The sequence below is a fragment of the Rhodovastum atsumiense genome (assembly GCF_937425535.1).
Lineage (GTDB): Bacteria > Pseudomonadota > Alphaproteobacteria > Acetobacterales > Acetobacteraceae > Rhodovastum > Rhodovastum atsumiense.
In genome coordinates this window covers 4,237,965-4,260,654 of the sequence record NZ_OW485601.1, presented here as the reverse complement: position 1 = coordinate 4,260,654, position 22,690 = coordinate 4,237,965, and the positions used below count along the sequence as shown (strand labels likewise).

Annotated in this window: 18 protein-coding genes; 5 read left to right on the top strand and 13 right to left on the bottom strand. The window is 70.5% G+C overall.

The genetic code is table 11. The features are described 5' to 3' along the window. Nucleotides 1-216: 216 nt before the first annotated feature. From NBY65_RS19270 to NBY65_RS19260, 3 genes are all read right to left on the bottom strand, one after another. Nucleotides 217-612, bottom strand: coding sequence for a lysozyme inhibitor LprI family protein (locus tag NBY65_RS19270; protein ID WP_162530491.1), 396 nt, complete (start codon nt 610-612; stop codon nt 217-219). Between the two features lie 285 nt (nt 613-897). Next, complete coding sequence (locus NBY65_RS19265) at nt 898-1,155, bottom strand: YjhX family toxin (RefSeq protein WP_150040230.1); 258 nt, start codon at nt 1,153-1,155, stop codon at nt 898-900. A gap of 215 nt (nt 1,156-1,370) precedes the next feature. Next, complete coding sequence (locus tag NBY65_RS19260) at nt 1,371-2,291, bottom strand: LysR substrate-binding domain-containing protein (protein WP_150040231.1); 921 nt, start codon at nt 2,289-2,291, stop codon at nt 1,371-1,373. A 131-nt stretch (nt 2,292-2,422) separates the two neighbouring features. Here NBY65_RS19260 and NBY65_RS19255 point away from each other — a divergent pair, with 131 nt between their 5' ends. The 4 genes from NBY65_RS19255 (at nt 2,423) to NBY65_RS19240 (ending at nt 8,431) form a co-directional block, all read left to right on the top strand. Beyond that, nucleotides 2,423-3,340, top strand: a complete 918-nt coding sequence (locus tag NBY65_RS19255) for a DMT family transporter (RefSeq protein ID WP_150040232.1) — start codon at nt 2,423-2,425, stop codon at nt 3,338-3,340. Continuing rightward, on the top strand, nt 3,337-4,335 hold the full coding sequence (locus NBY65_RS19250; RefSeq protein WP_203330442.1) for a class I SAM-dependent methyltransferase: 999 nt from the start codon (nt 3,337-3,339) through the stop codon (nt 4,333-4,335). Before NBY65_RS19255 ends, NBY65_RS19250 begins: the two co-directional genes overlap by 4 nt. A gap of 172 nt (nt 4,336-4,507) precedes the next feature. Beyond that, a complete protein-coding gene (locus tag NBY65_RS19245; RefSeq protein ID WP_150040233.1) occupies nt 4,508-6,529 on the top strand; it encodes a methyl-accepting chemotaxis protein in 2,022 nt (673 codons plus the stop codon). 231 nt (nt 6,530-6,760) lie between these two features. Next, a complete protein-coding gene (locus NBY65_RS19240) occupies nt 6,761-8,431 on the top strand; it encodes a methyl-accepting chemotaxis protein (RefSeq protein ID WP_150040234.1) in 1,671 nt (556 codons plus the stop codon). Nucleotides 8,432-8,517: 86 nt separating this feature from the next. Here NBY65_RS19240 and NBY65_RS19235 read toward each other — a convergent pair whose 3' ends face one another. The 8 genes from NBY65_RS19235 to NBY65_RS19200 form a co-directional block, all read right to left on the bottom strand. Further along, nucleotides 8,518-10,299: a tetratricopeptide repeat protein gene (locus tag NBY65_RS19235; RefSeq protein ID WP_275266280.1), complete on the bottom strand. Its 1,782-nt coding sequence runs from the start codon at nt 10,297-10,299 to the stop codon at nt 8,518-8,520. A gap of 221 nt (nt 10,300-10,520) precedes the next feature. Continuing rightward, nucleotides 10,521-11,045 carry a hydrogenase maturation protease gene (locus NBY65_RS19230; RefSeq protein ID WP_150040236.1) on the bottom strand — a complete coding sequence of 175 codons (525 nt, stop codon included), beginning with the start codon at nt 11,043-11,045 and terminating at the stop codon, nt 10,521-10,523. Beyond that, nucleotides 11,042-11,740, bottom strand: a complete 699-nt coding sequence (cybH, locus tag NBY65_RS19225; protein WP_150040237.1) for a Ni/Fe-hydrogenase, b-type cytochrome subunit — start codon at nt 11,738-11,740, stop codon at nt 11,042-11,044. The genes NBY65_RS19230 and cybH overlap by 4 nt, the downstream gene beginning before the upstream one ends. Further along, nucleotides 11,740-13,524, bottom strand: coding sequence for a nickel-dependent hydrogenase large subunit (locus NBY65_RS19220; RefSeq protein ID WP_150040238.1), 1,785 nt, complete (start codon nt 13,522-13,524; stop codon nt 11,740-11,742). Before NBY65_RS19220 ends, cybH begins: the two co-directional genes overlap by 1 nt. Next, entirely contained in the window at nt 13,521-14,630 is a 1,110-nt protein-coding gene (locus tag NBY65_RS19215; RefSeq protein WP_150040239.1) for a hydrogenase small subunit, read from the bottom strand. The genes NBY65_RS19220 and NBY65_RS19215 overlap by 4 nt, the downstream gene beginning before the upstream one ends. Then, nucleotides 14,614-16,392, bottom strand: coding sequence for a methyl-accepting chemotaxis protein (locus NBY65_RS19210; RefSeq protein WP_150040240.1), 1,779 nt, complete (start codon nt 16,390-16,392; stop codon nt 14,614-14,616). Before NBY65_RS19210 ends, NBY65_RS19215 begins: the two co-directional genes overlap by 17 nt. Nucleotides 16,393-16,596: 204 nt before the next feature. Further along, nucleotides 16,597-18,342, bottom strand: coding sequence for a methyl-accepting chemotaxis protein (locus tag NBY65_RS19205; RefSeq protein WP_150040241.1), 1,746 nt, complete (start codon nt 18,340-18,342; stop codon nt 16,597-16,599). 56 nt (nt 18,343-18,398) lie between these two features. Then, nucleotides 18,399-18,728, bottom strand: coding sequence for a hypothetical protein (locus tag NBY65_RS19200; RefSeq protein WP_150040242.1), 330 nt, complete (start codon nt 18,726-18,728; stop codon nt 18,399-18,401). Nucleotides 18,729-19,080: 352 nt separating this feature from the next. Between NBY65_RS19200 and NBY65_RS19195 the strand changes: the two genes are divergently transcribed. Then, the gene (locus NBY65_RS19195) at nt 19,081-20,760 is read left to right on the top strand and encodes a methyl-accepting chemotaxis protein (RefSeq protein ID WP_150040243.1); all 1,680 of its coding nucleotides are present in this window, start codon (nt 19,081-19,083) and stop codon (nt 20,758-20,760) included. Here NBY65_RS19195 and NBY65_RS19190 read toward each other — a convergent pair. Together NBY65_RS19190 and NBY65_RS19185 are read right to left on the bottom strand one after the other, a co-directional pair. Then, a complete protein-coding gene (locus NBY65_RS19190) occupies nt 20,735-21,688 on the bottom strand; it encodes a radical SAM protein (protein ID WP_150040244.1) in 954 nt (317 codons plus the stop codon). The genes NBY65_RS19195 and NBY65_RS19190 overlap by 26 nt on opposite strands. A gap of 25 nt (nt 21,689-21,713) precedes the next feature. Then, nucleotides 21,714-22,559, bottom strand: a complete 846-nt coding sequence (locus tag NBY65_RS19185) for a class I SAM-dependent methyltransferase (protein ID WP_162530493.1) — start codon at nt 22,557-22,559, stop codon at nt 21,714-21,716. Between the last annotated feature and the right edge of the window lie 131 nt (nt 22,560-22,690).

The following is a 22,690-nucleotide window of genomic DNA, read 5'->3' as shown; positions in this document are numbered from 1 at the left end:
AAGTCGCATGACCATTGTCCGCGCGGAGCAAGGCCACAAGCGGCAATGATGCGGCAGGCGGATTTTCAGTCGTTATGACGGATGTGTCTCTGCAATATTCAGCAGACGAACCACATCGCCACGACGTTGGAATTTTTTATTTACGAATTCAGGCGCCACGCATGTCCCGGCGAACCGGCAGCAGAAGCCCTGGCGACTATTCGATTTTTACTTAATCTATTGCAATGAGGAATGAAGTTTGTCCGCCTGCGCCGTGGTCAGATCAACCATACAGGCGACGCGGTTGAACGCGGGGCCGGGCGCTCCGGCGAACGCCGCCTCGAAATTGCACCAGGCTTCCCTGAAGGCAAGCCATTGACGCTGGGCACCAATCAGCATGTTGACATTTTCTTTGCCTGTTACAGCAACCTGAGATCGCAGCTTCTTGTATTCGGCGTTGAGCCGATGATCCTGCCGCGCCAGTTCCTGCTCCTGGCATGCAATCCATTGCGTCGTCTTGAGCGCCCCGAGATCAACATGGTCCATGCACACCGCCAGTTCCGGCGAGCCCGCCCATGCCTGGGTCAGCATGAGGATGAATGCCACGGCGGTCAGTTTCAGACGAAGCATCATTGACCACTCATCCCTCAAATGGAATGCATTTAACGGCATCGTATATCGATCCATCGATAATGCCACACTATTTCACCAGAAAGTATCAACGGCTTCCCGGTGAAATAATGCGCATTACGCCTACTTATTGTGGCGCGCACCCGTTGCGGCAACATGCAAGGGGCACGTCAGGCCGCTGGCGTCGAACAGCCCTGGGGCTCACGGCGCCGGCCATTCGTCGCGAAGCCGGATGTGCATCCTGCCTGTCCCGGATGCAGCGTGGCGTGACGGAATCATGTGGCCCCGTCACCGGTTGTCGGGCTGCGGCCGCACGGCGGCGCGGCCTGCCCGCGAAATGCGGTAGGGGCCGCCATCATGCGATTCGATCAGGCGCTTGCGCCGCAGCCGCGCGAAGATGCCGAGCGTGCAATCACCCAAACGGTAGCCGTCACGGGTGACGCAATGGACGGCGATGATGCGGGTACGGGTGGAATGGTCGTGGCGGATATGGCCGCCCTGGGCCAGCACGTGCAGGACGCGCTGTTCTCCCCTGGAGAGATTCATGTCGGAAGTCCAGGCCAGACGTCGCGAAAGGACAGCACCGGGCGCGCACCATGATGGGCGCTGCTCCGGTCAGGCTTCGCATGATGTCCCGCAACCGCGAGGCATCAGCGGCCGGTCACAATCTCCGACATCCAGGCTCCCGAGCGGGCGACGGGAAACAATCCCGTGCCGATACGGCTCGATACGCCCGTCATCCGCATCCCGTCAACACCGGATCACGCCGCCCGGCCGCGCGCCTCCCCCAGCGTTTCCTTCCACGGCGTCGCGCAGGTCCTGGCGATGTAGGCGGCGACCTGGGAAGCCAGCCGGTGCTGGCCGTGCGGCGCCACCACCGCGGTCAGTTCCATCTCCGGCAAGGGGGGAAAGCCGCGCTGCGCGTCCAGGATGCAGTGGCCCGGCGCCAGCGCGCTGCGCGGCAGGATACCGACCCCGAGCCCCGCCGAAACGGCGCGCCGCACCGTCTCGTAGCTGGTGCTGCTGTAGGAGGCGCGCCAGGGCTTGCGGATCCGCGCCAGCGCCGTCGCCGCGGCTTCGCGGTAGACGCAGCCTTCGGAAAACACGACCAGCGGCACCTCGTCGAAATCCGCAAGCGCCACCTCGCGATCCGCCACCCACAGCAGCGGCTCCACCACGATGCGCACGCCGCCGCGCCCCGGGCCGCGCGACCGGCACAGCCGCTTGATGAAGGCCAGGTCGAGCGCGTTCTCCTCCATCATCCGCGACAGCCGCGCCGAGAGATCGGACACCACGTCCAACTGCAGCCGCATGTTGGAAGCGACGCAGCGCCGGACCGCCTGGATCAGGTGCTCGATGGCGAAATCATCCGGCACGCCGACCCGCAGCTTGCCCTTGAACTCGTCGCGGCGCACGGAATCCATCGCCGCGTCCACGCGATCGAGCACGTCACGGGCATGGTGCAGGAAGCGCTGGCCCGCCTCGGTCAGCCGGGTGACCCGCCCCTGGCGGCGGATCACCAACTGGCATTGCAACACCTCCTCCAGCGCCTGCAGGCGATGGGTGATCGCCGCCTGGGAGCGGTGCAGCCGCGTCCCGGCATGGTGGAAACCGCCATCCTCGACGACGGCCAGGAAGGCGCGCATCTGCTCGAGCGTCAGGCGTCGCGGGTCATCGGCCATGATCGTCTCCGGGACTGCGGGATGGCTGCTCCGGCCGAGCTTATCACACGCCAGTGATCATTCAGAAAATCGATTATGCGTCGCGCCGAACGCATTTTGTTGCGCGCCGCCCGCCCGCGATCCTTGCCGCCATGACACAAACGACCCAGGCGCCGCCGCGCAACCTGGCCGCCGTCGCCGCCACCGGCGTGGCCTTCAGCGCGATCTGGAGCTCGGCCTTCGTGGCCGGGAAGTTCGGCCTGCCCTACATGGATCCGCTGGCGCTGCTGACGGTGCGCTTCCTGATGACGGGGGCGATCCTGGCGGCGCTGCAATGGCTGCTCGACCGGCCCTTCGCCATGCCCGGCCTGCTGGTGCGCAAGGCGCTGGTGCTGGGGCTGCTCAACAATGCCGTCTATCTCGGCCTCTCTTTCGAGGCGCTGCAGTACATGTCGCCCGGCCTGGTCGTCATCGTGATCAGTTCCGGCCCGTTCCTGACCACGGCGCTGGCCGCGGCGATCGGGCTGGAGCGGCTGACCCCGTGGCGGCTGGCCGGGATCATGGTGGGCTTCGCCGGCATCCTGCTGATCGTGGCGACGCGGCCGGTGGGGGAAGCCTCGCCGCTCGGGCTGGCGATGGCCGCCTGCGGCACGCTCTCCTTCGCCGCGGGCACGGTCTATTACCGCGCCCATCTCGTCGCCGCCGACCCGCTGCTGGTCAATTTCCTGCAATCTCTGTCAGGCGGCGCGGCGCTGCTGGTCTGCGTCGGCCTGCTGGTGCCGCTGCAGGCCGTGCAGCCGGCGCCGGCGCTGCTCGGCTCGCTCGCCTATCTCACCGCGGTGGTGTCGATCGGGGGGATGCTGCTGTGGTTCCGCCTGGTGCGCGACGCCGGGCCGGGCGTCGCCTCCTCGTTCCACCTGCTCAACCCGGTCTTCGGGGTGCTGCTGTCCTGGGCCGCGTTCGGCACCCCGATCCGCCCGTCCGACTGGCTCGGCATCGGCATCGTCGCGACGGGATTGCTGCTGGTCACCCAACGCGCCCACCCACAGCCACGAGGAAACCGCAGATGACCGCTTTCCAGCAGGCCGTGCCGCGCCGCCGCATCGCCGTGGATGCGGAGCGCTTCCTCGGCATCGACGACCTGCAGCGCATCCATCCGCAGCTTCAGGTGGACCTGACGGACCATTCCTACCTGCCCAAGGTGGAAGACCCGCGCAGCGACTGGGTCGCCTCGGTCGCGGTGCCCGCCTTCCTCGCGCTGCGCCATGCCCTCGCGCGCGAGGGACGCGACGTGCGCGGCTTCTGCTCGATCGGCACCGGGTCCGGGCTCGACGCCATCGCCGCGGCCGAGATCCTCGCCCCCGACCTGATCGGGCTGACCGACCTGCATGCCGACGTGGTGGACGCCGCCGCCGGCAATCTGCGCCGCAACCTGCTCGCGCCGGAGCGGCTGCGCATCGTCGCCGGCACGGGCGACCTGCTGCACCCCCTGCTCGGCCAGGACGTGGAATTCGACGTGATCTACGAGAACCTGCCCAACATCCCGCTCGCCACGGGCGCGTCGCTGCAGGTCCGCCAGACCAGCGCCACCTTCGTGGCGCCGCGCCGCGAGCCGCTGCCCGGGGTGGTGACCGACAATCTGCTGGCGCTACATTACCTCGCCCTGCGGCAGGCGCGGCATTTCCTCGGCGCCGGCGGCACGGTGCTGTCCTCGATCGGCGTGCGGGTGCCGGTGCGCGACATCCTGGTGACGGCCGAGGTCGCGGGCTTCGTGCCGGAAATCCTCACCTGCACCTGGAAGGTCCAGTCGGAGCCGGAGGAAGTGATCGGCGGCTACGCCGTGCACCAGGGGCGTGGGCTGGGGCCGTTCTTCTTCTATCCGGTCCCGGTGCTCGAACACGCCTTCGCGGGCCTCTCGCCCGCCGAGGCCGGCGCGCGCATCCACGCGCTGGAGGAACGGCTCGCGCCGCACCGCCTGGACGCGCACGCGGCGCAGGCCGCCCATTTCCGCGGGGCGCGCCTCGGCCATCCCGTCGTCGTGGTCAGGAGCCGCCTGCCATCCTGAGCCCGGCGGCCTGGCGCGCCAACCGGTCATCCCGAAATCCAAAGTCGTTATATATAACTTTCATCAGCAACTTATTGGTTGTCACTCACCCTGTATCCGGGTAAGCAGCGGCGCAGGCGTCCACCTCCGGCAGCCGCCCAGGCGCGCGACCGGACCTGAACGGAACCCGCCCATGCTCCCTCCGCACCGATGGCTGGCCGGGATGAAGGTCCAGGCCAAGCTGTTGCTGCTCTGCCTGCTGTTCCTGGTCCCGATCGGCTTCCTGACCTTCCTGTTCGTGGCGCAGACGCGCAAGGACATCGTCTTCGCCACGAAGGAACAGGTGGGCGTCAGCTACGTGGCGGCGCTGCGGGCGCAGTTGAACGTGCTGGTCGACATCGCCGACGGCCGCGCCACGGCCGATGCCATGGCACCGGCGCAACGGGCCGTGCGCGCGGCCATGGCCGAGCATGCCGCGACGATGGCCGCGGAGGCAGCCGCCGACAAGGCCGCCCTGGCCATCGACGCCGCGCTCGCCCTGCCGCGCGACCGCGCCGCCGCCGCCGCCCTGGACACGGCGCTCGACGCGGTGAAGGACCACCTGACCCAGGTGGCCGACGGCTCCAACCTGACCCTCGATCCCGATCTCGACAGCTTCTACATGCAGGACCTGGTGACGCAGAAGCTGCCGGCGCTGGTGCTGGCCGCGAGCCGTGCCCTCGACGCCGCGCTCGACCTGCGGCAGAGCCGGGCGCCCACGCCGGCGCAGACGGTCCGCCTGCTGCGCGCCGGTGGCGAACTGTCCACCGTGCTGGACGGGCTCGACAGCGACGTCGCCGCCGCGCTGCGCGGCAACCCGGACGGCAGCGTGCGCACGGCGCTGTCCGGGCTGCTGGCACGGTTCCAGGAACCGGTCCGCGCCTATGCCCGCCTGCTCGATGCCGCCGCCACGGCCGATGCCCCACCGCCCGAGGCGGCAACGCTGCGCGAGGCGGAATGGCAGGTGCAGTTGCAGGCGCGCGCCGTGTGGGACGCGATGTCGCGGGAACTCGACCACCTGCTTGCCGCCCGCATCGACGGCATGCAGCAGCGGATGACCTGGAGCCTGTGCCTGACGCTTGCCGTGCTGACGATCTCGGCGAGCCTGGCCTGGTTCATCGCCACCTCGATCAGCCGCCCGCTGCGCGACCTGCGGCGGACCGCGCAAGACATCCTGGGCGGCACCCCGGACACCGAGGTCCCGCATGTCGGCCGCGCCGACGAGATCGGCGAGATGGCCGATGCCGTGCGGGCTTTCAGGGAACACGTGCTGCGCGCGCAACGCCTCGCCGCCGAACAGGAACGCGACCAGCAGCGGGCGGCGGCGGAAAAGCGGCAGGCGATGGCGGCGATGGCGGACACGGTCGAGGCGACGACCGCGTCGGCGATGGCCGAGGTCACCCGGCGCGTGCAGGCGATGGCGGAGGCGGCCACCTCCATGCAGGGCTCGGCCAGCCGTACCGGCAGCGCGGCCAGTGGCGTCGCCGGCGCGGCGGCGGAGACCATGGTCAACACCCAGGCGGCCGCCAGCGCGGCCGAACAGCTCGCCGCGTCGATCCGCGAGATCGCCCAGCAGGTCAGCCAGTCCGCGATGGTGACACGCCAGGCCGTCGCCGGCAGCCACGACACGCGCACGATCATGGCGACGCTGAATGACCGCGTCGCCCGCATCGGCAACGCCGCCGGGATGATCACCGAGATCGCCGCGAAGACCAACCTGCTGGCGCTGAACGCCACGATCGAGGCGGCGCGCGCCGGGGAAGCCGGGCGCGGCTTCACCGTGGTCGCCGGCGAGGTCAAGGCCCTGGCCGGCCAGACCGCCCGCGCCACCGAGGAAATCGCCCGCCAGATCGAGGAAATCCGCAGCGCCACCGAACAGTCGGTGGCCGCGGTCGGCCGCATCGAACGCACCATCGGCGAAGTCGACGAGATCGCCGGCTCGATCGCCGCGGCGGTCGAGCAACAAGGCACCGCCACCGCCGAGATCGCCCGCAAGGTGACGGACGCCGCCACCGCGGCCAACGGCATTTCCGCCCGCGCCGCCGAGGTCTCGGCCGAGGCGGGCCACACCGACCAAAGCGCCGCCACCATGCACGGCGACGCCACCTCGCTCGCGGGGCTGATGGGGGCATTGCGCGAGTCCGTGGTGCAGGCGGTGCGAAGCTGCGCCGCATAGCGGGGCGTTGCCTGGGTCGCATTCCGTGCCGCGCAGCGCGATTGGGGTGCAGGGGTCCCCTGACCCCTGCCGGGTCAAGGGCGGAGCCCTTGCCTTGAAGTGCAAAATCAAACCAATAAAACCCCCCGTTTCTTATCAACTTATTGGTTGATCGCGCCTCCCATACCGGCGCCATTACTCCGGACCGTAGCCTTTCCCGTCGCGCCAAGGCGCGACCCCCAGGACCAACGCATGACCCTCCGCATCCGGATTCTCGCAGGCTTCGCCGCAGCTTTCCTCGCCTGCTTCGTCCTTGGCCTGATCTCGCTGCACCAGACGGACCGGCTGAATGCCGTCGCCGCGCGCTTCGGCGCCGAGTTGCTGCCGCATGTCAGCGTGCTCGCCGACCTGCGCGCGGAGGTGAACGAGCACAATCGCCTGTTGCTGCGCCATGTCATCAGCACCGAGCCCAAGGAAATGGCCGCGATCGAGGGCCAGCTCGCCGACGAGAACACGCTGATCGACAATTTCTTCGCCGGCGCCGGAACCACCTTCTCCGCCGCCCAGCAACGCCGCCTGCTCGACACCGCCCGCGCGGCCTGGGAGCAGTACCGCGGCATCGCCGCCTCCGTGCTCGACGCCTCGCGCGGCGGCCGCAAGCCGGACGCCGGCAGGATCATCGCCGAGGCCGGCCAGGGCGCCTATCAGAAATTCCTCGATGCGACCAACACCATGCGCCAGATGATCGTGCTGGAAGCCTGGACCGGCGTCGGCGAGACCCACAGCACCTACACCTTCGGCCTGTGGCTGATCGCCGGGGCGCTGGCGGTCTCCGCCGGCATCTCCGCCACCGGGGGCATCCTCACCGTCACCCACACCTGTCGCCCGATCCTGGCGCTGGCGCAGCAGATGCGCCAGGTCGCCGCCCGCGAGCCGGACATCGAGGTGGTCGGCCGCGACCGCCACGACGAGATCGGCATCATGGCCCAGGCGCTGGAGCAGTTCCGCCGCGACCTGCGCGCCGCCGATGACGCCGCCGCCCGCCAGCAGGAGGAAGGCCACGCCAAGGACCACCACACCGCCCGCCTCACCGAGCTGGTCACCCGCTTCGAGCACTCGGTCAGCGGCGTGCTGAAGACCCTGACCACCGCCGCCAGCCAGTTCGACACCACCGCCCACGGCATGGCCGGTCTCGCCGAGACCACCAGCCGCCAGGCGCTCGGCTCGGCCGAGGGCGCGCGCCAGGCCAGCGCCAACGTGCAGACCGTCGCCGCCGCCGCCGAGCAACTGGCCGCCTCGCTGTCGGAAATCGCCCAGCAGGTCGGCCGCTCCAGCCGGATGGTGACGGAGGCGACCGCCGAGGCGCGCGCCACCAACGCCAACGTCACCGAGCTGACCGAGGCGGCCGCACGCATCGGCGAGGTGGTGCAACTGATCTCCTCGATCGCCGGGCAGACCAACCTGCTGGCGCTGAACGCGACCATCGAGGCGGCGCGCGCCGGGGAAGCCGGCCGCGGCTTCGCCGTGGTGGCGGGCGAGGTGAAGAACCTGGCCGGCGAGACCGCGCGCGCCACCGACGAGATCACCCGCCAGATCGCCGCGATCCAGGGCAGCACCGGGCGCGCCGTCGAGGCGGTCCGCCGCATCACCACCTCGATCACCGCGATCAGCGAGGTCGGCACCGGCATCGCCGCCGCGGTCGAGCAGCAGACCGCTGCCGTGGGCGAGATCTCGCGCAGCGCTGCCGACGCGGCCCGGCATACCGGCGTGGTGTCGGAGCGGGTGGCGATGGTCACCGCCGCCTCGGCCGAGGCCGGCACTGCCGCCGGGCAGGTGCTGGTTGCCGCGGGCGACCTCGCGCGCCAGTCGGCAAGCCTGCACACCGAGGTCAGCCAGTTCCTCGACGGCATCCGCGCCGCGTAGGAGCCCGGCATGCGCTTCGCCGGGCGCGCGGGCAAGGCCGGGCCGGGCCAGGATCCCTGTCCCGGCCCCCACCCGTCCGCGCCCCCTTATCCGGCGAAGGCCCGCAGATCCCGCGCCACCGCTTCCATGACACTGCCCCATTCCCCCGGCTGCGACTGGCGATAGAGCCGCAGGGTCGGGTACCAGGGGCTGTCGCGACGGTCGATCAGCCAGCGCCAGCAGGCATCGAAACGATCCAGCAGCCAGACCGGCCTGCCCAGCGCCCCGGCCAGATGCACGACGGCGGTATCGACCGTGATCACGAGATCCAACGCCCCGATCAGGGCGGCGGTATCGGCGAAGTCACGCACCTCTCCCATGAGGTCGATCAGCGGCGCCTCGGGGACGGGCGGCATCTGCAGGCTGAAGAACCGCACGCCGGGCACCTCAAGCAGCGGCGCCAGCATGGTCATGGGCATCGAACGGCGGCGGTCGACCGCCGCCGCGGCGGCGAGGTGCGCGCGCGGATTGCCGGCCCACACCACCCCGACCCGCCGCCCCTCCGGGGCCAGGGCGTGCAGGCGGGCCTGCCAGGCCGCCAGCTCCGCCGGGTCGGCCTGCAGGTAGGGCGTCCTGTCCGGGATGGTTTCGAGCGTTGTTCCAACCGCCAGCGGCAGGCTCATCATCGGGCATTCTAGGTCGAAGGCGGGCGGGACCTCGTCGTTCGCCACCAGCAGATCCACCCCGGGCAGGCTGCGCATCAGCCGCAGCAGCGGCCGCTGCACCTGCATGACCACCCTCAGCCCCCGTTCCGCCGCCAGCGTGCCATAGCGGCAGAACTGCAAGGTGTCGCCGTAGCCCTGCTCGGCGTGCACGAGCAGCGTGCGCCCCGGGGCCGCTTCCCCCTGCCAGCGGGGCTGCGGAAAGCGCCGGCAGGCGTTGCGCATCTGCGGCATGCGCCAGCGCCATTCGAATTCGCGCAGCCCCGCTTCCATCTGCCCCTGCGCCAGCAGCGCCGTGGCCAGGTTGTAGTGCGCGTCGGCACAGTCCGGATCAAGGCGAAGCGCGGTGCGATACGCCGCGATCGCCTCGTCGAGACGGCGCAGCATCGACAGCGAGACCCCCAGATTGAGATGGAACCCCGCAACCTCCGGGCGCAGCCGCACCGCCACCGCGCCGGCGGCGACGGCTTCCGGCGCCCGCCCCAGCTCGGCCAGCGCCAAAGAGAGATTGGCATGCACCTCACCCAGATCCGGCCGCAGGCGCACAGCGGTCTCGAAGGCGGCCACGGCTTCCCCGGGACGTCCCGCCGTGGCCAGGGCCACGCCGAGATTGGACCAGGTCTCCCCGTCCCCGGGGCAGAGGCGCAAGGCGGCCTGGTACGCCGGGGCCGCTTCGCCGCAGCGCCCCATGATCCTGAGAACGTCTCCGAGCCGGGCATGGATCGCGCCGTTGTCCGGCGCCAGGCGCAAGGCGGCCCGGCAGGCGGCCTCCGCCTCGGCCAGCCGGCCGAGATCGCCGAACGCGAGCGCCAGGTTGAGCTGCGCCTCGGCCGATTCCGGCTGCAGGCGCGCCACCGCCTGCCGGGCGGCCAGCGCTGCCTCCGCACGCCCCTGCGCCTTCAGCACGACGGCGAGATTGGCATGATAGACCGGCACCGCGCCCCGCAGGCCGATGGCACGGGCGATCAGATCCACCGCCTCGGCCATGTGGCCCCGCTGGTGGCTGACCAGCCCCAGCAGATGGAGGCTGTCCGCATGGCGGGGATCGACAGCCAGCACCTGACGGTAGAGACGCTCCGCTTCGTCCAGGCGGCCGGCCTGATGATGCCGCACGGCCTTTTCCGTCAATGCCTGCAGGGCTGCGCTCGTTTTTTGCGGACGAGCCATCGAAGATCCGGCCCGCTGCGCGGACGGACGCGTCTTCTGCTTCAAACCAACCATCACTTCGGCCCCGGACCGTTGACAACACCCCCACGGATCTCCGGGCGGCACACGTATTGGTATACAATACTGAAGCGTGATTCAATTATAAGTTGTTATTTCGCGGATACTGTTTCCCGCGCCCGGCAGCCGCCAGCGTCGCTATCGTTCCGTTGCCGGGGGCGTCCTCACCCGGCCGGCGCGTCCTCGGCGGACGCCTCGGCCGGAATGTCCTCGACCGCCCCCCAGCGCCGCAGGATGGCCAGCGCCTGCGCCACCGCGCGCGGGCAGGCGGCGGCGACCGGCGGGCTGAGCGTGCCCCCCCAGGTGCCGGTATCGGCGACCTGCACGCCCACCAGCACCACCTCCCGCGGCAGGCAGTCGATCAGCCCGGCCGCGGCGAGCAGGTCACGCAGCGAGGTCTGGTGCAACGACAGCGCCCGGCAGCCGAAGAACGCCTCCAGCCCGGCGCCGCGCACCACCACCACCTCGCCCGGCGGCAGGCCCAGTTCGACCGCATCCAGCAGCAGCAGGCGCCGTGCCTCCGCGATCCGCGCGAGCAGGAAGATGCCCTGGGTGCCGCCATCCAGGATGGCGCCGTCCGTCACCCGGACGCGCGTGGCCAGCAGGTCGGCGAGGTACGGGCCGACGCCCTCGTCCGCCCATAGCCGGTTGCCCACGCCCAGCACCAGCGTTCCCCCGCCCCCGCTCATGGCCGGAAGCTCCGCCAGCCCGAGAGCATGGTGGACACCACGCTCTGCCGGCCGGTGACGTCCTCGTCGACCATCATGACCACGTGCATCGCGACGAAGCACAGCAGCGCCCACAGGCACAGCCGGTGGACCAGGTGCAGATCGAGCGTGTTGCCGAACAGCGTGGTCATCCAGCCGAAGGCCAGATGCGTCCAGGATCCATGCCCCTTGACCTCCGCCAGCATGCCGAAGCCGGTCAGGATGACGATCACCGCCGGCACGACGAACAGCACGAAGATGGCCGAGCCCGCGGCCGGATTCAGGCCGAGATAGCGCGGCGGACGTGGCGAGCCAAAGACGGCCAGCCGGCATTGTTCGACGAAGCCGTCGCTCCAGGAGCGGCGCCAAATCGCCGGCAGGAACAACTGCCCGGCATAGCCGCCGCCGGCCCAGGCCCAGGTGGCACGGGCCAGGAAGGCCACGGCGAAGACCTGGCCGGTGGCGAGATGGGCGAAGCGGATCCAGCCCATCACGTACAGCGACGAGGTGTCCCCGGCCGCGGAGGGCAGCGGCGTGCCGATCAGGTAGCCGGTGACGGCGAGCACCACGATGCACAGCGCGTTCACCCAGTGCCAGATGCGGCTGGGCACGTCGTGGATATAGGCCGAGGGCAGCTCCCCCTCGTCCGGCAGCCTGGCGTAGCCGCGGCGACGCATCACTGCACCTCCACGCCGACGATGGCGGCCCCGTCCGGGCCGAAGAGATGGGTGGAGCAGGCCATGCACGGGTCGAAGCTGTGCACCACCCGCAGCACTTCCAGCGGCGCCGACGGATCCGCGAGCGGCACCCCGAGCAACGCCGCCTCGTAGGCGCCGATCTGCCCGGTCGTGTCGCGCGGAGAGGCATTCCAGGTGGTGGGCACCACGCACTGGTAGTTGGCGATGCGCCCCGCCTCGATGCGCACCCAGTGCCCGAGGCTGCCGCGCGCGGCCTCGCAGGCGCCGACGCCGCGGGCCGAGGCCGGCCAGGTGGCAGGCGACCATTTCTCCGTGTTGGCGGTATCGAGATTGCCGTTGCGGATGTTGCCGATCAGCTCGTCGACGGTGGCAAGCATGCGATCGGCCAGCCACTGGCATTCCAGCGCGCGCGCCAGCGTGCGCCCAAGCGTGGAGAACAGCGCCGCGAAGGGAGCATCGATACGCTTCAGCGCGCCATCGACCAGTTCGCGCAGATCGGCCCGGCCGGCGGCATGGCCGATCACCAGGCGGGCCAGCGGGCCGACCTCGACGGCGTGGCCCTGGTAGCGCGGCGCCTTGATGTAGCTGTACTTGCCGGCCTCATCGACCTGGCGCAACACCTCGCCCTCGGTCTTCGCCGCCGGGCCGAGGCGGAAATCGCATTCGGTGATGCCATCCCAGGGATGCAGCCCCCTGCCCTCGTCGGGATATTTGTACCAGGAATGCACGGCGAATTCCTGGACGCCACCGGGATCGCGCAGGTCGACCGGGCGCAGCTCCCGCAGGTTGCCGCCGAGGATCAGCCCGCCCGGCATCCCCATGTTGGCATCGGACCGGTCGTTGGCGCGGACCGGATAGTCGCCATAGGCCATCAGGTTCTGCGACGACAGCCCGCCGCCCCATCTGGTCCAGTCGCGGTAGAAACCGGCGATGGCCAGCAGGTCGGGGACATAGACCTGGTCGATGAATTCGCGCACCCGCACGGCGATCTCGCGCACCAGCGCGATGCGCTCGACATTGAGCGCGCCGACCGCGCCGGTGCCGTGCGCGTTGATGGCGGCGGGAACCCCGCCGACCAGCCAGTTCGGATGCGGGTTCTTGCCGCCCAGCACCGTGTGGATCTTGACGATCTCGCGCTGGAAATCCAGCGCCTCCAGGTAATGGGCGACGCCGACCAGGTTCACCTCGGGCGGCAGCCGGTAGGCCGGGTGCCCCCAGTAGCCGTTGCGGAACGGGCCGAGCTGGCCCGACCCGACGAAGCGCGCGAGCTTCTCCTGCACCGAGCGGAAATAGCCGGGCGAGGCCTTCGGCCAGGGCGAGGCTGCCCCGGCGAAGGCGGAAGCCGCCGCCGGGTCCGCCTTCAGCGCCGACATCACGTCCACCCAGTCCAGCGCGTGCAGCAGGTAGAAATGCACCAGGTGATCGTGGATGTTCGACGTCATCAGCATGATGTTGCGGATGAGGTTGGCGTTCGGCGGAATGGTGATGCCGAGCGCGTCCTCCACCGCGCGCAGGCTGGCCAGCGCGTGCGTGCCGGTGCAGACCCCGCAGACGCGCTGGGCGAAGGCCCAGGCGTCACGCGGGTCGCGGTCCTTCAGGATGAGCTCCAGCCCCCGCCACATCGTGCCGACCGAAACGGCGTTGCGGATGACGTTGCCCGCGTCGACATTCACCTCCAGGCGCAGATGGCCCTCGATGCGGGTGACCGGGTCGATCACCACGCGGCGGCCGGCGGCGGGGGCCGGGGGCGCTGGCGGGATCATGGCGTTTCGTCCGCGTCCGGTGCGGTCCGGCGGCAGCGGCGCAGCAGCCCCTGCCCGGCGGTGAGCGCCACCTTGCCACCGAGCGCCGCGCCGACGCCGGCCAGGGCGGCGGCACCGATGCCGTCGGCGGTGGATTCGATGCCGAACTGCGCGAGCGTCGGCAGCCGCTCGTAGAACGGCCCGCGGTCCCAGAACCCGTCCTCGGAACAGCCGATGCAGCCATGGCCGGAGCGGATGGGAAAGGACAGCCCCTCGTTCCAGCCGGTGGCGCCGCAGGCGTTGTAGGTGGTCGGGCCGCGGCAGCCCATCTTGTAGAGGCAGAAGCCCTGGCGCGCGCCCTCGTCATCCCAGGCTTCGACGAACTGCCCGGCGTCGAAATGGGCGCGGCGGTAGCATTTGTCGTGGATGCGCTGGCCGTAGAAGATCTTCGGACGCAGGTTGCGGTCGACTTCCGGCAGCCGGTCGAACATCAGCATGTAGGACAGGATGCCGGTCATCACCTCGGCGATGGGCGGGCATCCGGGCACGTTGACCACCGGGACATGGCTGACCAGCCGCGAGATCGGCGTCGCCTGCGTCGGGTTCGGGCGGGCGGCCTGCACGCAGCCGAACGAGGCGCAGGTGCCCCAGGCAATCACCGCGCGGGCGTGGCGAGCCGCTTCCTCCAGCCGGCTGTGGAAGGTGCGGCCGCCGACGATGCAGTTCCAGCCGCCATGCGCGAGCGGCACGTTGCCTTCCACCGCCAGCAGGTAACCGCCCTTGTAGTCGCGGATGATCTCCTCGACGATCGCCTCCGCCTGCTCGCCCGCGGCGGCCATGATGGTGTCGTCGTAGTCGAGCGAGATCATCGACAGGATGATGTCGGAAGCCTGCGGATGGCCGGAGCGGATGAAGCTTTCGGAACAGCAGGTGCATTCCAGGCCGTGCAGCCACAGCACCGGCACGCGCGGGCGGGTCTCCATCGCCTGCGCGAGCCGCGCGCCGCCGCCGGGGCCGAGGCCCAGCATCGTCGCCATGCAGGCGCAGAATCCGAGCATCTCGCGGCGCGGGATCGCCCGCGCGCGCATGGCATCGGCGGTGCTCGGCACGCTACGCGGCTTCCGCATGGTCCGCCTCCTGCTGCCCGGCGGCACCGGCGCGGATCTCGGCGAGGAAGCCCCGGACCGTTTCCTCCAGCATGGTGATCTCCTGCACCAGCGACGTGGCGACGCCGAACACCTCGCGGGCCATGCGGCCGGTGCCGACGGCATCCTCGGCGACGCCGGAGATGCTGCCGGTGACCAGCCGGGTGCTGGCCGAGGCCGTCTCCAGGTTGCCGGCGATCGCGGCGGTGGCCGCACCCTGCTGCTCGACCGCGCCGGCGATGATGGTGGACATCTCGTCGACGCGGCGGATGGTTTCGGCGATGCTCTCCATGGTCCGGACCGTTTCCAGCGCGCGTTCCTGCATACCGCCGACCTGGGTCCTGATCTGCTCGGTGGCGCCGCCGGTCTGCCGCGCCAGCGCCTTCACCTCGTTGGCGACGACGGCGAAGCCCTTGCCGGACTCGCCCACCCGCGCGCTTTCGATGGTGGCGTTCAGCGCGAGCATGTTGGTCTGGCCGGCGATGGCGTCGATCAGTTGCACGATGTCGCCGATCCGCTGCGCCGCCGCGTTCAGCTCCAGGATCGTGGCATGGGCGGATTGCGCCTCCGCCGCCGCCTGGTGCGCCACCTCGGCCGCCTGCGCCACCTGCCGCGAGATCTCGTGCACCGACTGCGTCAGCTCCGCCCCCGCGCTCGAGGCCGAGACCACGCTGTCGCTGGCGTCGCGGGTGGAGGCGGCGACGACGGCGCTCTGCTGCTCGGTGTGGCGCGCGTTGGCCGTCAGGGCATCGGCGAAGCCGTGGATGGCGTTTGCTTCCTTGCGCACCGCGGCGACCACGCCGTGCAGCCGTTCCTCCAGGGCGCTGGCGATGCGCAGCATCTCCTGGCGGCGCTGCGCGGCGATACGGTGCCCGGCCTGGGCGTGTTCCTGCTGCAGCCGGTTGCGCTCGATGGCGTTGCGCTTGAAGATCTCGACGGTGCGGGCGATGTCGCCCATCTCGTCGGTCTTGTCGGTGAAGGGCACCGCGACGGCGGTGTCGCCGCCAGCCAGCGCGAGCATGGCGGCAGCGGCCGCGCGCACCGGGGCGACGACGCGGATGCGGGTGAACCAGAAGAAGAACACGGTCAGCCCGACCAGCAGCACCGCCGAGAAGGCCATCACGCCACTGACCGTGGCGCCGAGCCGCCACATCGCGTCCTCCACCCCGGCCGCGCCGGTGGCACGCTCGTGGCGGAGGATGGCGGCGATGCGTTCCAGCGCGCGTTCCGCCGCGGTGTCGTCGCCCGCGGCGTCCGTCCCCGCCGCCAGCGCCCGCTCATAGCCCTCGACGCGGCGCATCACCTCGGCCAGCGCCTGTTGCTCCTCCGCGCCGGGACGGGCGCCGAGCCAGGCCGGCGGGATGGCGCGCAGTTCCTCGATGTCATGCGCGACCCGTTGCCGCGCCGCCGGGTCGCCGGCCCGCCAGGCGGCCCAGTGCTGCGCGAGCCCGCCATAGCCGAGATGGCCGCGCAGATCGGCGAACAGGTCGAGGCGACGGCCGAGGCCGGTGTCGAAATCCCGCCAGGTCGCGGCGATGCCGACGATGTTCTGCATGGTCAGGACAGTGGCGACCAGCCCCACCAGGAACACCAGGACGGTCAGGTACGACGTGATGGTGCTGATGACCGTCAGCCGGACATTGTCGAGCGCCCGGAAGCTGCGGCGCACGGCACGGCCGAGAAGATTGAGATCATCCTGGGTCCGCCCGTCGCACCCGGGCAAGACGCCGCTCTCCACCACCATCCCGACCGCTTCCCGAAAACAACGCGTCGTCGAAAATTCCGACCGCACAGCCGCGTGAAGAGAAAGCTCCGGCAGTAAGAAAGTCAAGGTACACAAGAAGCATACTTGATTTATCGGAAGCACGATTGATGAATATAAGATAATTTATATTTAGTGCATATTATTACACATAGAATACATTTCGTGGCACACGATGCGCGGAGATCAGGCCGCCATGCCCGCGCCGCCGATCCCGGCGAGGACGCGATCGACGCGGGCCAGCGTGGCCACGTCCTGGCGGAACACCAGCCCGAGGTCGCGCCCGTTCGACCGCACCACCCGGGCATGGATCTCGCCGCCCGCCTGGGGCAGCTCGATCGTGACCTCGGCACCGGCCGGCAGCGTCCAGTCGCACAGCACCGCCAGCCCGCCGCGCGAGATGTCCTGCACCGGCACCGTGACGCGCCCGCGCCCGGCGGCCGCCAGCATCGCCATCGTGCCGTTGCCGGGGATGCGTTCGTAGCGGCGGCGGTTGCTGCCATCCTCGCGCAGGGCGGCAAGGAAATTGTCGATCTCGGCGCGCAGCAGCGTGGTCCGCTCCCCGATCCCGCCGGCGGCGGCCAGCACCTTGCGGCTCGCGATCTCGGTCGCGTCGGAGACGCCGAGCACCGACTGCATCGCCTCGCTTGCCTGCCGCGCCTGCGCCGTCACGCCCTGGACGTTGCCGGAGATGTCGCGGGTGGTGGCGCTCTGCTGGTTGACCGCGGCGGCGATCACCGTCGCCACTTCCTGCAGCCGGCCGATGATCTGCGCCACGTCCTGCATCGCCGCCACCGACTGGCCGGTGGCGCCGCGCACCGCCTCGATCTGGCCGCTGATCTCGGCGGTGGCGCGCGCGGTCTGCCCGGCCAGCGCCTTCACCTCGCCCGCGACCACGGCGAAGCCACGGCCGGCTTCCCCGGCGCGCGCCGCCTCGATCGTGGCATTCAGCGCCAGCAGGTTGGTCTGGCTCGCGATCTCGCTGATCAGCCCGGCCACTTCGCCGATCCGTCCCGTGGCCTCGGTCAGGCCGCGCATGGCCCCCTGGCTGGCGTCGGCGCGCGTCACCCCTTCCTGCGCCACCTGCGCGGCGATGCCCGCCTGGCGGGCGATCTCGGCGACGCTGGCGGTCAGTTCCTCCAGCGCCGCCGCCGCCGAAGTGAGCTGGCGCGAGGACGCCACCGCGCCCTCGGCGGTGCCCCCGGCCTGGCTGTGCACGTCGCCGGCGGCCTGCGTCATGCCGTCCGCGGCCTGGCGCATCATCTCGGCGGCGCCGGCCAGCTCGCCCATCACCCCGGAGATCGAGGTCCCGAAATCCTGGGTGTGGCGGTCCATCGCCGCCTGGCGGCGGGTGCGGTCGGCCTCGTGCTGCTGGCGCTCGGCGGCGAGGCTGCGCTCGGCCACAGCGCGTTGCCCCGCCTCGGCGGCGGTCGCGGCGGCGGCGGCGTCGGCGGCCTGGATCAACCGGACCAGCGTGAACGCCATCCAGGCCAGCGTGCCCGATTCCGCGATCAGGATGACGGCGTGCAACAGCACCCGCGAAAAATCGCCGCCGCCCAGGAACACCCATTGCGGCATCAGGAAGTTCAGCAGCAGGTGGTGCAGCGCGACGGTGAGCGTGGCGGCCACCAGCGCCGGCACGCAGGCCAGCACGGACGCCATGGCGACCGCGACGAAGAAGGCCATGTGCAGGTCAAGCTGCCAGGGATGGGCTTCCAGCAGATAGAGGAACAGCGCCGGCATGCCGGCGAGCGCGGAGGCCAGTGTGCAGCGCGTGCCGACCCCCACCGGATCGATCCGCCACACCGCCGTGGCGAGGAGGGCGGAGACCGCCCACAGCGTCGCGACCACGCCGATGCCACGCCCGCTCGCCACGCCGACGGCAATGACCAGCGGCCCCTGCGCCCACAGCATGCCCAAAAGGAATCGCACGCCGCCCGCACGGAAGGCCATGAGGCGATCAGGCGGGGGAACGGCAGCGGCTGACGTCATTTGCGGAAGCTTCTTTCACGCGGGTCGAACGGGGCGGCCAGGCAGCCGAGGGCGGCGCGCAGCGGCGTGATCCGGGTGGCGCCGGTCGCGCGCAGCCGGGCGACCAGGCCTGGCGCGCCCTGCACCGCGATCGCGCCCGGGGCGGCCAGGCCGATCAGTGTGGCACCGGCCGCCACCGCGCCCGCGACCGCCGCCTGGTCGTCGGCATAGCGGGCAAGCAACGGCGCGGCTTCGTCGGGGATGGCGCGCAGGATCGTCAACGTCGCCGCAATGCCGAGCGGCAGCAGCAGCGCAGGCGACAGTGTCAACACGGCACGTATTGCCATTGCGTATCCAGATGACGGCAAAATTCGCTGGTGAAATTCAAAGTAGAGATACAAGATATGACAATCAACATTAAGTTGCTGTTTTCGCATCCGAAAGCATCTTCCGCACACGGCACGCCGAACATGCATCTGTTTTTCGTGACAATATTATTTATATTTCCCAAAATATAATAACGGTAAATCAATTTATGATTGTCATTTTCGTATAAAAATACTACTTATTGTGTTAAGGCTCATTGCAAAATACTTCGGTTGGTCCTTTGCCCGCAGCCGTTCCGCCCCACCCCGTGCCCGACGCCGGTCCGCATCCCCGCCGGACAGGGCAGCCCCTCTCCATGCCAGGTTCTCCCGCATGACAATCGTCACCCGGCTCTTCACTGCCTTCGGCGCGATGTTCCTCGTGGTCCTCCTGGCCGGCGGCATCGCGCTGTACCAGGCGACGGCGCTGAACGATGCCGCCACCGCGATCACCGAGGACTCCGTCCCGACGCTGCGGATCGTCAACGACATGGCCCGGGCGCTCGAACGCTTCCGGGCGGTGCAGGCTTCCTACCTGCTGGCCCCAACCGCCGAACGCCTGTCCGACCTGAAGGGCCTGCTGAACGAGGCCCGCACCGAATTCACCACCGGCCGCCGCGCCTACGAGGCCTCCATCGACCCCGGCATCGAGGCGAACCGGATCGTTCCGGCCATCGACGCCGCCTGGCGCGACTACACGGCGGCGACCGCACGGCTGGAGGACAACCAGCTCGACCAGGTCACGGCGACCAGGATCTACAACGTCGACACGGCGCCGGCCTTCCGCCATCTGCGCGCCACCGTGCAGGCCTCGCTCGACTACAACCAGCGGACCGGGACAGCAAGCACCGAGGCCATCCGCGCCACGTTCCGCCAGACCGTCTGGCTGATCGGCGGCACCACCCTGCTCGCCGCCCTGCTCGCCATCGCCTCGGCCGTCTGGATGAACACCAACGTCATCGCCCGGATCGTGCGGCTGTCGGGCACCACGCGCCAGCTCAGCCGCCGCGACTATGCCTTCGACCTGCCCTGCGCCGCGCGCGACGACGAAATCGGCGAACTGGCGCGGGCCATCGGCGAGTGCCGCACCGGGCTGCAGGAGGCCGACGCACTGGCGGCCGCCCAGACCGCCGGGCAGGCCGCGCAGTCCGAGCGGGCAGGCCGGCTGGACACGCTGACCCGCAGCTTCGAGGCGAATGCGGGGCAGATGGTGGGCGGCCTGTCCTCGGCGGCGACACTGCTCAACACCACCGCGCAATCGCTCTCCGACGCCACCGGGCGCACGGCCGAGCGCGCCACGACGGTGAGCAGCGCGGCCGAGCAGGCTGACGCCAACATCCAGACGGTTGCCGCCGCGGCCGAGGAACTTGCCAGTTCGGTCAGCGAGATCTCCCGCCAGGTCAGCCAGTCCACCGCCGCCGCGGACAAGGCGGCGGACGATGCCCGGCAGACCGGCACCATCGTCCGCTCGCTCGCCGAGGGCGCCGAGCGCATCGGCAAGGTCGTCGAGCTGATCAGCGGCATCGCCGGCCAGACCAACCTGCTGGCGCTGAACGCGACGATCGAGGCGGCACGGGCGGGCGAGGCCGGACGGGGCTTCGCCGTGGTGGCCTCCGAGGTGAAGACGCTGGCCTCGCAGACCGCCAAGGCCACCGAGGACATCACCGTGCAGGTCGGGCAGATCCAGGTGGCGACCCGCGAGGCCGTCGCCGCCATCGAGGCGATCGCCGGCGCCATCGGCCAGGTCAGCCAGACCACGGCGCTGATCGCCGCCTCGGTCGAGGAACAGGGGGCCACCACGCAGGCGATCGCGCGCAACGCGCAGCAGATGGCGGCGGGCGCGCGGGAAGTGACCCACAGCATCGCCGATGTGGACCGCGCGGCGAAGGACGCGGGCAGCGGCGCCAACAACGTGCTCGGTGCCGCCCGCGACCTCTCGCGCCAGGCCGAGGGGCTGAACCGTGAGATCGGGTCCTTCCTCGCCGGGGTCAGGGCGGCGTCGAGGGCCGCCTGACGCGGGGCACCGGCCGGAACAGGCCGCCGCTCTCCGCCCGCACCAGGCCCTGGTCCGTCATGCGGGCCAGGATCTTCGCGAGATCGCCCGTGCGCAGGCCGCTCAGCGCCGACAGCCGGTGCAGGTCGGCCGGCCCCCGTTGCAGCAGGGCCAGGATCTCCTGCTGCAGCGCCGGGTCGCTCCAGGGGGGCGCCTCGGCGGCGCCACGCTCCCGCACCGGCTGCACCGGCAGCGGCCGGAAGCTGTCACGGATCGCCCGCAGCGCCGCCGGACTCACCGGCGCCACGCCCGGATGCGGCGCCGGCCGGTCGAGGTGATTGAGCTGGATGGCATCGGGCCCGATGCGGCCGGCCGCCACCTTCAGCGCGGCCAGTTCGGCGGGAGTGTCGTTGAGGCCGGGCACGATGAAGATTTCCAGCAGCAGCAGCCCGGCGAAGTCGCGGCGGAAGGCGGCGATGCCGGCGATCACCGCCTCCACCGTGAGGCCACGGGCGGGCCGGCAGATGGCGCCGAACGCCGCCTCACTCGCCCCGTCGAGGGACGGCACCACCAGGTCAGCCAAAGCGAGATCGGCGCGCACGGCGGGATCACCGAGCAGGGTGCCGTTGGTCAGCACCGCCACGCGGCAGCGGGAATGCCGTTGCTTGAGATGGGCGATGACACGGCCGATGCCCGCATGCAGCGTCGGCTCGCCCGCGCCCGAGAAGGTGACGTGGTCGGGCGGCGGCGCCTCGGCCAGATACGCATCGAGTTCGGCGATCACCGCGTCGGTCGGGACGAATTCGCGGCGGGTGGTGGTGTGGTCGGTGGTGAAGCCGCACTCGCAGTAGATGCAGTCGAGCGAACAGGTCTTGAACGGCAGCAGGTCCACGCCGAGCGACCGGCCCAGCCGCCGCGAGTTCACCGGCCCGAACAGGAAACGTGCCATCGCCGTGCTCCGGGTCCGGGCGGGGTCAGTCGATCTCGCCGGGGCGCCAGGCGATGGTGGCGCGGCCTTCCACCACCTCGGTGATGCTGCCCTCCACCGCATGCGGGGCCAGGGCCGCCCGCACCTCTTCGGCCAGGGTGGGCGGCAGCCGGTCCGGCTGGTCGCCCCACACCTTGCCGAAGGAAAAGGCCCGGTCGACCAGCCGCGCCAGCGGGGTGCGCCGCCGTTCCAGCACGGCGACCCGTTCCAGGTGGCCGAACGTGGAGGCCAGCAATTCGGCGTCGTGGTTGCGGGCGGTGCGCAGATGGGTGCGGGCGGGATCGGCATCGTCGTAGCGATCCAGCACCGCCTGGAAGGCCGGCACCCAGGCATTCTCGGGCACGTCGGGATAGGCGGTGCCGAACAGCGCCACCGCCCCCCGCGGCGCCACCAGGCGGTCGAGCACCGCCAGGGTGCGCGGCCGGTCCATCCAGTGGAAGGCCCGGCCGATCGTCACCAGCCGCAACGGCGCGAGCCCCGGATCGAGCGTCTCGCCGGTGCCGGGGAGGAAGCGGATGCGCCGGCCGGCGGCGGCAGCGGCGGCGTTGCGTTCGGCCGCCGCCAGCATGGCCGGTTCCGGATCGACGCCGATCACCGCGCCGGCCAGGGGGGCGAAGTCGATGGCGAGGAAGCCCGGGCCGGTGCCGAGGTCGAGCACCCGGCCCTGTTCCAGCCCGCCCACCAGCGTGGCGACGCGGCGGGCAAGGCGCTGCGGATAGGCCGGGCGTCCGGAGGTGTAGAAGCCGGCGGCACCGCGGAAGCGCTCCGGGAAGGTCTCGACCGCGCGCGGGGGGGCCGCATGCCGGTGATCGGTGACGCTGTCCTGGGACATGCCGGGATCTCCATCGCTGTCGCGCGGGTGGGTGCGCGGGGTTTTATAACATCGCGAATTAGTAGTATTGCGATATAAACGCGTTTGAATAGGATATTTTGCACCCCTGCCCCGCCGCCCGATCCCCCCTG

Excerpts from the sequence above, each read along its gene's own strand:
- cybH (WP_150040237.1), bottom strand. The coding sequence starts at position 11,740 with ATGCGTCGCCGCGGCTACGCCAGGCTGCCGGACGAGGGGGAGCTGCCC.
- NBY65_RS19270 (WP_162530491.1), bottom strand. The coding sequence starts at position 612 with ATGATGCTTCGTCTGAAACTGACCGCCGTGGCATTCATCCTCATGCTG.
- NBY65_RS19245 (WP_150040233.1), top strand. The coding sequence starts at position 4,508 with ATGCTCCCTCCGCACCGATGGCTGGCCGGGATGAAGGTCCAGGCCAAG.
- NBY65_RS19220 (WP_150040238.1), bottom strand. The coding sequence starts at position 13,524 with ATGATCCCGCCAGCGCCCCCGGCCCCCGCCGCCGGCCGCCGCGTGGTG.
- NBY65_RS19195 (WP_150040243.1), top strand. The coding sequence starts at position 19,081 with ATGACAATCGTCACCCGGCTCTTCACTGCCTTCGGCGCGATGTTCCTC.
- NBY65_RS19210 (WP_150040240.1), bottom strand. The coding sequence starts at position 16,392 with ATGGTGGTGGAGAGCGGCGTCTTGCCCGGGTGCGACGGGCGGACCCAG.
- NBY65_RS19200 (WP_150040242.1), bottom strand. The coding sequence starts at position 18,728 with ATGGCAATACGTGCCGTGTTGACACTGTCGCCTGCGCTGCTGCTGCCG.
- NBY65_RS19260 (WP_150040231.1), bottom strand. The coding sequence starts at position 2,291 with ATGGCCGATGACCCGCGACGCCTGACGCTCGAGCAGATGCGCGCCTTC.
- NBY65_RS19265 (WP_150040230.1), bottom strand. The coding sequence starts at position 1,155 with ATGAATCTCTCCAGGGGAGAACAGCGCGTCCTGCACGTGCTGGCCCAG.
- NBY65_RS19255 (WP_150040232.1), top strand. The coding sequence starts at position 2,423 with ATGACACAAACGACCCAGGCGCCGCCGCGCAACCTGGCCGCCGTCGCC.
- NBY65_RS19250 (WP_203330442.1), top strand. The coding sequence starts at position 3,337 with ATGACCGCTTTCCAGCAGGCCGTGCCGCGCCGCCGCATCGCCGTGGAT.
- NBY65_RS19215 (WP_150040239.1), bottom strand. The coding sequence starts at position 14,630 with ATGCGGAAGCCGCGTAGCGTGCCGAGCACCGCCGATGCCATGCGCGCG.
- NBY65_RS19190 (WP_150040244.1), bottom strand. The coding sequence starts at position 21,688 with ATGGCACGTTTCCTGTTCGGGCCGGTGAACTCGCGGCGGCTGGGCCGG.
- NBY65_RS19185 (WP_162530493.1), bottom strand. The coding sequence starts at position 22,559 with ATGTCCCAGGACAGCGTCACCGATCACCGGCATGCGGCCCCCCCGCGC.
- NBY65_RS19230 (WP_150040236.1), bottom strand. The coding sequence starts at position 11,045 with ATGAGCGGGGGCGGGGGAACGCTGGTGCTGGGCGTGGGCAACCGGCTA.
- NBY65_RS19240 (WP_150040234.1), top strand. The coding sequence starts at position 6,761 with ATGACCCTCCGCATCCGGATTCTCGCAGGCTTCGCCGCAGCTTTCCTC.
- NBY65_RS19235 (WP_275266280.1), bottom strand. The coding sequence starts at position 10,299 with ATGGCTCGTCCGCAAAAAACGAGCGCAGCCCTGCAGGCATTGACGGAA.